The organism is Streptococcus sp. DD11 (assembly GCF_001578865.1).
GTDB lineage: Bacteria > Bacillota > Bacilli > Lactobacillales > Streptococcaceae > Streptococcus > Streptococcus panodentis.
Genome location: NZ_KQ969396.1, coordinates 229028 through 233421 on the forward strand (window position 1 = coordinate 229028; position 4394 = coordinate 233421).

General features: G+C 34.5%; 3 protein-coding genes. All 3 read right to left on the bottom strand.

Annotated elements, in window-relative coordinates; all coding sequences use genetic code 11:
- Nucleotides 1–360: 360 nt before the first annotated feature.
- A complete protein-coding gene (locus STRDD11_RS10505; RefSeq protein WP_128837250.1) occupies nt 361–1902 on the bottom strand; it encodes a streptosactin export ABC transporter GggC in 1542 nt (513 codons plus the stop codon).
- Nucleotides 1895–3094, bottom strand: a complete 1200-nt coding sequence (locus STRDD11_RS10510; protein WP_206512697.1) for a streptosactin maturase GggB — start codon at nt 3092–3094, stop codon at nt 1895–1897. The genes STRDD11_RS10505 and STRDD11_RS10510 overlap by 8 nt, the downstream gene beginning before the upstream one ends.
- Nucleotides 3095–3337: 243 nt before the next feature.
- On the bottom strand, nt 3338–4198 hold the full coding sequence (locus STRDD11_RS10515) for an Rgg/GadR/MutR family transcriptional regulator (RefSeq protein WP_128837251.1): 861 nt from the start codon (nt 4196–4198) through the stop codon (nt 3338–3340).
- Between the last annotated feature and the right edge of the window lie 196 nt (nt 4199–4394).

Sequence of the window (4394 nt, forward strand, 5' to 3'; positions counted from 1 at the left end):
ACAACTTACAAAAAAATTCTACATCTTAGATTCTTTTTCTAACTGTTCGTCCGCTCTTCTTTTCGACTTAACTACTTCATTAAATAGTTCAAACTCTAATTCAAGAAAATCGCTTTATTTTTTAAGCTTTTAAAATTATTCAGTCGTTCATTAAGTTCTTCAACATAATCTTCGTTTGACATTTTTTGTACCGATATTTTCAGACTGAGTTGTTTTTTTATTATCCATTACGCCGCTCTTCTATACTCCTTTGTTAACTTTATTGTATATTATAAATGGGAAAAAAACTAATCATCTTATTTTCCAACCTACAAAAAGGAATGGCCTCTGCCACTCCTTTCTGAAATCTATACCTCCCACCTATCTCTCCAGTTCTATCACCTTATCATAGCGCTTCAAGTCCTCTTCGCTATAGTGATGAATCACTTCTACGATTGCTTGTGGGAGAGAGAAGAGAAGTTGATTGATTTTCTCTTGGTTTTTAAGGTCCAGATTGGCTTTAACTTCATCAGCTAGGATAAATTGGCGATTGTGATAAAGCGCGCGGGCAATTTCTAGCCGCTGCTTCTCACCACCTGACAAGGTTTGATTGCTGGGTGTTTTGCCTTGGAGAGCTTTCAATCCGGTTTGCTGCAGAATCTCTTCCATCCTTCTGGAATCAAGTTCTTGTCCCAAAGCGATATTTTCCTCTAGTGTCAATCCATCAAAGACATGACTTGACTGGAGAATGTAAGCTCCTGCCTGATAGATTTCATCCGAGTTTAGCTCTTGTCCGTGATAGTGGATCCGACCTTGACTAGGCTTGATTTCTCCATAAATGAGGTTAAGTAAGGTTGTTTTTCCTGATCCGCTTTCTCCGATAATGGCAATCTTTTCCCCTTCCTCAATGGTAAGGTCACAAGGGGCTAAGATTTCTTGGCCATCACGCTCTACGCTGACTTGCTCTAACTGGATAGGAAAGACGGAACCTTCAAGAACCGAAGGCATTATCAACTCCTCTCCCAGCAGTTTTTGATATTTATCACAGAGAGACTTGGCTGATTTTCTAGTATTGATAAAATAAGATAGCTCCTGAAATTGGTAGCCGATATTATGCGATACTAGGTAAATCCCAACAAAGCTGGCTGCAGATAGGTAGTTATAATAGGTCATGAAACCACCAATGACAATAGGCGCAACCGAACAAAAAGCATCAATCCCATTGATAAGGAGACTGTTTAGCGTCCGCTGCTTTTCATAGGCGACTTCTTGCTCTAAAGCCTTGTGTAAATCTTTGGAAAACAGTTTGTAAAACATGCTTTGTCCCAGATAATGCCGTATCGGACGAGCACCCGCAATCATATTGGTCACTTGAGAGACGTAGCCTTGGTTAGCTAGGGATTTCTGCTTAGTAATCGTATCCAAGCGTTTAGAGCCAATTCCACTGCAAAGAACAGGTATCGAATAAAAAATGATAAAGAGCAAGCCGAGATAAAAATTTGTCCAGAGAGCATAACAGATGGAGACGGTTGTAAATCCCAAAGAAGAAATGATAATGACAGTCGGCTCAATATAGTTATCTTCTAGCTGTTTCACATCATTTTCCAGGTCGGACAAAACCTCTTCATCCGCTATCCGACGGCTATATAAGAAAGTTTGAAAGATAGCCTGCTTAATCCCCAACTTGAAGTCCGTCAGCACTCGTGCATAGTAATAGCGTTTCCCTGCCAAACCTAGCAAGAGAATCAAATTCCCCACAATCCCCCAAATCAAGACCTGCCACAGCAAATGCAACTGGTGATTGGTAAAACTAGAGACAATATACTGAATCAAAGCTGGTGTAATGACAGCCTCCAGCCAAGTAATCATAATCGCCACAAAATAGAAGAATATATACTTTTTAGTTACATAAGATCTAAGCATAGCGTATAAACCTCCTGAAGTTATTTACCAACTTAGATAGTTGCTCTTTATCTCTAGAAAGGTATATAATTTGTTGTATGCAATATTCCATAAGTTCAGGCTTATGGCACTCCATGAATTCTCCATTCTCGTTAATGACAGTAGAATAACCATCAATAACATTGGCAACACATTCTATACACATACCCCTACACCAACAATCTTTACACTTCGAAAAATTATCTTTATTATTAAACATTTCTGCATTTGGACTATTATGACTCCCCCAGAACCTAAAGCATAATTTCTTACTTCCATCAACATCAAAAGTTATTGTATTGGAGGGATCAATATCATCGCAGAATGTATGGTTAGTACTCTTGTAAATCATAGATATTAAAACATCATATAAGATTGGGCTAATAAATGCTTTCTCATTACTGTCAATTACATTCTGAATAGATGCATCTATAAAAGTTTTTCTTTCAGATAAACTTTTTTCCATTTCTTTAACAATAAGTACTTTATTTTTACTAAAGACATCATTAATATTAAAATGGACATCCATCTCAGTAAAATACTTGAAAATATCCTCTCTACTAATACCATTTTTTTGATGAATACGAGTATACGTTGAAGCGATTTCGAAATTATTATAATCAATATTTTTTAAATACTCAATAAATCTCATGGTCTTTCTGTGACTTCCTTTTCCCCTTAGCCTATCATGAACAACTTCTGGTCCATCTAAACTAATTGTCAGATAAGGATGAAATTTATTCAACATTTCCTTTACACGATGGTTCAAAACAGTACCATTAGTGACTGTCTCAACTTTTAATATATTTAAAAATTTAGATAATTTCTCAATAAAATATACAAACAACTCAATATTTAGAAAAGGCTCTCCTCCAAAAAGTATTAATCGATTAATTTGTTTCATTCCCTTACTTACAATTTCCTGGATTATCTTATCAGCAGTATCAAAATCCATAATCCGATTGTCCATGCCATAGTTTCCACCATCGGCATAGCAGTATGAACATGATAGATTACAGCTATTTGAAATATTTATTACAACTTTCTTTAAAATACCTTCATCGATATAATCCGAAGTATTCGACGTATTCTTATATTCAGGTGAAGAAGACAAAGTGAAAGAAATAGAATCAAAATAATATGTACCAAAATCAGTATCAATTTTTTTAATCATAGTAATCCTCTTTAATGAAAACAGAGATGGGGAAATTTCTCCCCATCTCGGAAGAAACTATCGACCGCCGCCACAAGAATGACTTGGTCCACAGTTATTATTAGGAACATAGCCTTGATCAAACTCTAAAAGGTCTTCAAGGTTAATAACTTGTAGTTCTTCCATCATTTTCACCTCCTATATTTGATATAGATATCATACTACCTTTTTAGGAGTGCTATAAATAATTCCCTTATACACAGTTTATTCTAAATCATTCAACACTTTTTCTAAATGGTGTTCAAACGTACACGCCAATTGTTGACTATCTACCAGTTTCATTGCTGCTATACATTTTCTCATCTCAATGAAAGCATGTTGGTTGTGTGTTTTCTTTAAATCGTACAAATTTTTTGCATAATGAAACACTAATTTTTTATAAATTTCCGTTTCTGAGAAGTTACAAAATTGTAGTTGCTTTTCAAAATAAAGAGCATCTATTAGCTCGTTTCGTTCAATACATGTTATGTAGGCATTTAATAACATAGTTGATAATAAACGACGATTATTTGGAATATCTCTATAGAATTCAGAGCGATGGCACATTTCTTTTGATAAAACCATCATAGTTTCATGATTTAAAACGTCTAATGTATTCATAAACAACAACAATTCATAACATCCCCAGTATTCTACAGAAAATAAGTACTCACTTACAGAACTAATATCTCGATCTGTTACATATATCTTTCCTGATAAGTCTTGTAAACGAATCTTAACCAAAATCGTATTCAGCTCATAAAAAGGACCTTTCTTCTCTCTCTTTTCCAACAGACTAATCAGTAAATTTTCCATTCCAACAATATCTCGCTTCGCTACTAATAAACGAATTTTCTCTAACAATTCATTAAAGTCATCTCTATGAAAATCGCGCGTTGCATATATGAATTCTTCAATCGGCATATTAATTGCTTCCAGTGCTAAAATGAATTTCGTAATAGTTAAATCAGCCTCTTCATGCTCAAATCTTGACAAGTGAGAACTTGATACTCCAGATTTGGAAACATCTTTTAGTGACAGTCCTCTTGATTCTCTAAATTTCTTAAAAATTTTTCCGTATTTCATTTTAAGCACCTCTTAAATTGTGTATAAGGGAATTTATTTCGGTATCTTAAATAATATTATATCATAGAAGAAAAAGAAAAGAGGTTGCTATTATGAATAAAAAACATTTTTTTGCTTATTTTTAGTAATACTTGAAGGAATCTTAGTTATCGGAGTTGGATAATTTCGCTCTCTTACAAAAATTCTAGCGACAAAC